The 6,038-nt window shown below is 69.8% G+C and carries 5 protein-coding genes; all 5 read right to left on the bottom strand.

Annotated features, from left to right (window positions below; translation table 11 throughout):
• Window positions 1-162: 162 nt before the first annotated feature.
• The 5 genes from BST17_RS23180 to BST17_RS23160 all read right to left on the bottom strand — a co-directional run bounded on the left by BST17_RS23180 (window position 163) and on the right by BST17_RS23160 (window position 6,027).
• Window positions 163-942, bottom strand: coding sequence for an alpha/beta fold hydrolase (locus tag BST17_RS23180; protein WP_083061248.1), 780 nt, complete (start codon window positions 940-942; stop codon window positions 163-165).
• A 13-nt stretch (window positions 943-955) separates the two neighbouring features.
• Window positions 956-1,558, bottom strand: a complete 603-nt coding sequence (locus BST17_RS23175; RefSeq protein WP_083061247.1) for a hypothetical protein — start codon at window positions 1,556-1,558, stop codon at window positions 956-958.
• A gap of 75 nt (window positions 1,559-1,633) precedes the next feature.
• A complete protein-coding gene (locus BST17_RS23170; RefSeq protein WP_083061246.1) occupies window positions 1,634-2,467 on the bottom strand; it encodes an alpha/beta hydrolase in 834 nt (277 codons plus the stop codon).
• Window positions 2,464-3,249 (bottom strand): alpha/beta fold hydrolase, encoded by a 786-nt coding sequence (locus BST17_RS23165; protein WP_083061245.1) that lies wholly within the window; start codon window positions 3,247-3,249, stop codon window positions 2,464-2,466. Before BST17_RS23165 ends, BST17_RS23170 begins: the two co-directional genes overlap by 4 nt.
• A gap of 51 nt (window positions 3,250-3,300) precedes the next feature.
• The gene (locus BST17_RS23160) at window positions 3,301-6,027 is read right to left on the bottom strand and encodes a helix-turn-helix transcriptional regulator (protein ID WP_083061244.1); all 2,727 of its coding nucleotides are present in this window, start codon (window positions 6,025-6,027) and stop codon (window positions 3,301-3,303) included.
• Window positions 6,028-6,038 lie beyond the last annotated feature (11 nt).

The following is a 6,038-nucleotide window of genomic DNA, read 5'->3' as shown; positions in this document are numbered from 1 at the left end:
GCGAACCGCCCGGCGGCCAGCACCTTGGCGGCCACCGCCGCGCGTTCGGCGCGCAGTTGGTCGCGCGCGGTATCGAGATGGGTACCCACATCTCGACTATCGAACATATGTGCGATTATGCCATCGCCCACCGACACGGTGGTCCGTCGAAACGATGCCGCCCTACGCCAGCCCGTCCAGGAACTCCTGCACCGCCTCGGCCACCAACTCCGGCGCCGTCACCGTGGCGAAATGCGAGTGCTCGTCCCACACCACGCGCTGGGCGGTCGGCAGCGCCGCGGCCAGCGCATCCATCCCCTCGGGCAATGGCGGCCAGCTCGCACCGCCCTGCATCAGCAGCACCGGCACGCTGATCGCAGCCCAGCGCTGCACCGAGCCGTCATCCCCGGCCATCGCCTCCAGGTCGGCGAGCGCGCTCATCGCCGCGACCGGATCATCAGGGATGGGCGGGCCGGAAGCCAGCACATCGTCCGGGATCTGAGCCGCTTCGCGCAGGAACAGCTCCAACGCGTCGGCGTACCGCACGGTGGTGAAGAGCCGCTGATATTGCTCGATCGCCGGCGCCAAGCGGGCGCCCGTCAGCAGCAGCGGTGGCTCGAACAGGGCCAGCGAGGCCACCCGGCTGCTGTCGGCCAGCGCGGCGTGCAACGCCACCGTTGCCCCGTAGGACGCCCCGACCACGTGGGCGCGCCCGACCGAACCGAGTACGGCATGCAGGTCCCCGGCCTCGGCGTCGAAGCTGTTCGGAGCCGGACCGATCCCGCTCGGCGGATGGTTCCGCCGGGTGTAGCGGACGACCCGGTAACCGGTGAGCCGGCCGGCGATGTCGGCCCACGAGTTCAGGTCACCATTGGATCCGTGCACGAAGACGACCGGTGGCCCCGACCCCGTCACCTCGGCTACGAGTTCGGTGCCGTCCGGTCCTGCCAGTGAGATGGTCACGGGCAGCGATTCTTCAGGAGATGGCGTCCCGGATCGACTGGCGGGCCACCACGAAGCGTGCCTCGACGGCGTCGCGGACGGACACCGCGGTGGCGTTGAACTCGCTCCACTCCCGGTCGATCGCATCACGCACATCGCCACGCCGCCCAGCAGTGGCGGCCACTTCGAACGCGCCGTCGACGGCCGCCGCCACCAGTTCACCCTGTCCACGCACCGTCGCCGCGGCCACCTCGGCCGCGCCGATGATCACCGCATTCGGCAGTGGCGCCTGCTGATTCACGTACGCGCCGACCGCGGTGCGGATGCGGCTGCCCGCCATCAGGACGGCATCCTGCACCGCCTCGTTGGTCTCGCCGAAAGCGGCGGGCAGGGTGGCCCCGCTGCGGATCGCCGCGATCACCTTGGCCGGTGACTCGACCAACGCGACAGCTGCCTCGGTGGTGGCCTCGACCAGCTGGACGCTCAGGTCATGGCCGGCGTCGAGCTGACGCTCGAGCACATCGCGGACGTAACGACGACTGTCGGGATCCGGTACTGGCACGATCTCGGCGTCGATGAAGGTGTCGGCAGCAGGCGCGGTGTTGTCGGCGTTCTCAGGGGTGACGGTGTCGGTCATGGGACGCCATTGAACGCTGCGCAGCCGACCGCGCGGTGGCGTCGGGATGACCGCCGGATGAAGCCGACGGATGACTCAGCTGACGTGCCTTCCGCGGGGTTTGGTGTCGGCGTATGCCAGAGCCCAGTCCAGCGCATGGTCGGCGACGGCCTCCCAGCCCGGGGCGGCGCACGTCCAGTGGTCGCGGCCGGCGAACTCGTAATACTCGGTGACCGCAGGCGACTTCGCGTAGTGCTTGGCATTCGACTTGTTCACCGCCGGCGGCATGATGTGGTCCTTCTCCCCACCGATGAACAGCAACGGGGCCCGGTCGGCGGTGTAGTCGACCCAGGTCTCCTGGTGGCCCGGCTTGAAGTTGGCGATCAGGCCGTAGGACCACACCCAACTGCCCGGTGCGGCAATGGCATAGCGCTCCCACACCTTGTCGGACTCCTCACGCGACAGCGTGTTGGTGAAGGCGTAGTGAAACTCCTCCTGGGTGAAGCCGACGGCCTTGTGGATGTTGGCCGGATTCTTCAACGCCGGGAACAACGACTTCACCTGGGACAGCGGATTGACCCGCACGCCCTCGGTGGGCGCCGAATCGACCACGACCGCCGCCGCGCCCAGCCCTCGGGCCAACAGCAGCTGTGTCAGCGTGCCGCCGAACGAGTGCCCGATGATGATCGGCGGTACCTCTACCGATTCGATGACGCTCGCCAGGTGGTCGACGGTCTCGGGCACCGTCAGGTTGGCGATGATGTCGGGGTTCTTGCGCAGCTCCTCGACCTCGATCTCGAACCCGGGGTAGGCGGGTGTGAGCACCCGGTAACCCTTGGCCTCGTAATGTGCCTTCCAGCCTTCCCAGCTGCGTGGCGTCATCCACAGTCCGTGTACCAGGACGATGGTGTCGCAGGGGGTTTCGCTCATGATGTTTCCTCTCGATTGTCGATGAACTCCAGGAGATCGGCATGCAGCCGGTCACGGTCGGTGGCGGGTAGTGCGTGTGGTCGGCCGTCGTAGATCTTCAGGACGGCCGTGTCGACGATCTCGGCGGTGCGCCGGCCGCCGGTGTCCGGCGGCACCAATTCGTCAGCGCCGCCATGGATGATCAGGGTGGGAACATCGACGCGGGCGAGGTCACGGCCGAACCCGATGGTCGAGAAGGCGGTGATGCCCGCGGTTGTGCCGCGGTGGCCCCCGGACATCGCCTGCAGCCAGTAGGCGTCCCGGATACCCTGCGAGACAGCGTGTCCGAAGATCGGGCCGCCGGCAAGCTCACGATAGAACTGTGATCTGTCCGCGGTGTGCCGGGCGCGCAGCGCATCGGTGTCGGCGAGCGGTCCGGTGCTCACAAGCACCAGCCGGGCGACCCGGCCGGTGCCGTGCCGCCCGATGTAGCGGACGACCTCGGCGCCCCCGATGGAGTGTCCGACCAACGTCACCGCGGACAGGTCCAGGGCGTCGATCAGGGTCGCCAGATCGTCGGCGTAGCTGTCCATCTCGTTGCCGTGCCAGGTCTGGGTGGAGCGGCCGTACCCACGCCGGTCATGGGCGATGACACGGTGCCCGCCCTCGGCGAGCAGCAGTGCGGTCGTTTCCCAGCTGTCCGCGTTCACCGGCCAACCGTGGCTGAGCAGCACCGGACTTTCCCCGGCGCCCCAGTCCTTGTAGAAGATCCGGGCGCCGTCTTCGGTGGTGACGAACGGCATGTGTCCAGTCTTCGGTCCGCACGCGAGATGCGGACCACGTGTAGTGCGTAGTCAGGACCGGTCGAAGTGCTCGGTGAGTTGGCGCCGAGACGAGACACCGAGCTTGCCGAACACTTTGCGCAGGTGATAGTCCACCGTGTTCGCGCTGATGAACAGCGCTGCGCCGATCTCGGCGTTGGTGTGTCCGTCGGCGGCCATCCGGGCGACGGTCGCCTCCTGGGTGGACAGCTCCACCCCGGACACCAGCTCACGGTCGCGGATCTTCGCCCCGGTCGCCGCCAGTTCGGCGCGGGCCCGCGCGGCGAAGGCCGGCGCCTCGATCCGGTCGAAGATGTCCGCCGCGGCCTGCAACTGTTCGCGTGCGTCGCGACGCCGCCGCATCCGGCGCAACCACTCTCCGTAGAGTAGGTGGGCGCGGCCCAGATCGGCGGGAACGTCTGCTGCGGACAGCAATTCGACGGCGCTGCGGTGATGGTCCTCGGCCTCCTCCGCGGCGGCCAGCAGTGCGCGGCACCGCTGATCCAGACCGCGCAGCCACGGCGTCGGACTCGCGGCGGCCATCGACGTCAGCTGGGCCGCTATGCCGGCCGCCTCGGTACGCCGGCCGCTGCGGACCGCGGCCTCCACCAGGTCCGGCAATTGCAGATAGCTCGGTTGCAGGAACGGGGTCGCGAGCATGGTCCGCAGCTGTTCGTAAGCCTCGGCGTAGCGGCCGTCGGCGATGTCGCGGGTCGCCAGCGCGCCGGTCGCCGCATGTTCCACACCGCCGAAACCCATGGCGCGCGTGGCTGCGGCGATCATCTCCGCGTCGTCGCGGGGCATACCGGTCCAGATCAGATACGCGACGTTGATGACGTTCTCCGCGTCATACCCAATGGCTCGGCGGATCTCGCGCACCCGCTCGATGTACGCCCCGGAGGCCGCCGGATCGCCTCGCCCGATCTCGAACATCGTGCGCACCCACAGCGCAGCGTCGAGGTCACGAAGCGCCCCGGACCCGGCGGCGATGGCGGCCAGTCTGTCCAGATAGGCAGCCCCGGCCGCAGAATCAAAAAGCGCCACGGCGAGGGCGATCCCGGAGAATCCGTACCTGGGCAGCTCGTCGTCGTCGAGTGCGAACAGCCCGTCGAGGGCGGCCCGCATCAGCGGTACCGCCCGCTCATAGGGCGCCAGGATATGGGCGCTGATCGCGGACAGCAGGATTGCGGCGAGCCCGGTGGCGGTCTGCGCGCCCGCGGCCAGTCGGCGGCCGATCTCCTCGAGTGAGGTGCCCTCCATCAGATGCTCGGTCGCCAGTGAGAGATCGAACGCCCGCAGCAGCGCTCGCTGCTCGCGATCGGCTGCGCTGGTGTGGAATTCGGCCGCGGCACGCAACATGTCGCGGGGTGAGCGGACGGTGCCCACCGGATCGGCGGTGAACATGGCCAGCCCACTGCGCACCATCAGGATCCGGCCGCGTTGCAGACCGTCGAGGTGGGCCTCGTCGAGGCGGTCGAGCAGCTGAGCGGACAGCTGCGCGGCACCGACGTCGGCGGCGATCTCGGCGGCGGCCAGCAGCCGGTCGTTGCGCAGGTGCCCGGCCGGGGTGAGGTCGGCCGAGCGGGCCAGCAGATGTGCCTGCGACGTCAGACCGCCACGCCGGCGGGCCGTGTCGGCCACCGATTCCAGTCGGTCGGCGACATCGGGGTCGGTGGACGCGGTGGCCTCCGCGGCATGCCAGGCCGCCAGTTCGACGAGCTCCAGCCGTGCGGCCTGGCGGGCCAGCGCACCCTGCACCCGGCGTCGCGGAGCGCCGGCCGCAGCGCCGTACACCGCGGAGCGGACCAGCGGATGGCGGAAGGTGATCCGGTCGCCGGTGCGCACCAGCCCGCCGCGTTGGGCCAGCTGCCCACAGTCGGCGGGAAGGCCGAGATCGACGGCGGCGGCGGCGATCAGCTCGGGGTGTCCGCTGGGTTCGGCGGCCGCCAGCAGCAGCCAGGTCTGCACGTCGGGTGGCATCTCCCGGACCCGCCGCAGATAGTGCTCCTCCAGCCGGGTGCTGATCGGCACCGGCGCAGCGGAAACAGAGAACTCGGTGAGCTGGGCCGTGCTCAGCTCACGCGCGAGGTCGATGAGCGCCAACGGGTTTCCGCCGGCGGCCTCGGCGATCTGCCGGGCGGCGTGCGGGTCGACGACCTCCGGCGCGGTGGAGGTCAGCAACCGGACCGCCGAGGCGGTGTCCAGCCCGTCGATGCGCAGCGTCTCGATACCGGCCAGCTGGTCCTCGACGTCGGGGGTGTCCCGCGCGGCGAACAACAGCACCGTGGACTCGGCCTGCAGCCGGCGGGCGACGAAGGCCAGCACATCGCGCGACTCGGCATCGAGCCACTGCGCATCGTCGATCACACAGATCAGCGGCCGTACGGTACCGGCCGCGGCGAACAGGCCGAGGGTACCGAGTCCGACCAGGAACTGATCCGGTGCCGGACCGTCGGCGCCCCAGGCCACGGCGAGGGCCTGTCGCTGGCGGGCGGGTAGCGAATCCAGATGGGACGACAGTGGCCGTCCCATGCGGTGCAGGGCCGCATACGGCATGCCCAGTTCGGCCTCGAACCCGTCGCAGCGGATGACGTCGAAATCCGTGAGCTCCGTGGTGACGGCGTTCAGTAGCGCGGTCTTGCCGATGCCCGGGTCGCCGCGCAACACCCTCGCGCCGCCGAAGCCGTTGCGGGCGCGGGTCAGGAGCGCCCGCAGCGCGCGCGACTCGTCCGCGCGACCGACGAGCCCAGCGTGTGACACACCTGAAGTGC

This window comes from Mycolicibacterium bacteremicum (assembly GCF_002086115.1).
Classification (GTDB): Bacteria; Actinomycetota; Actinomycetes; order Mycobacteriales; family Mycobacteriaceae; genus Mycobacterium; species Mycobacterium bacteremicum.
The sequence above is the reverse complement of the archived record's forward strand: the minus strand, read 5'-3'. Positions and strand labels throughout refer to the sequence as shown.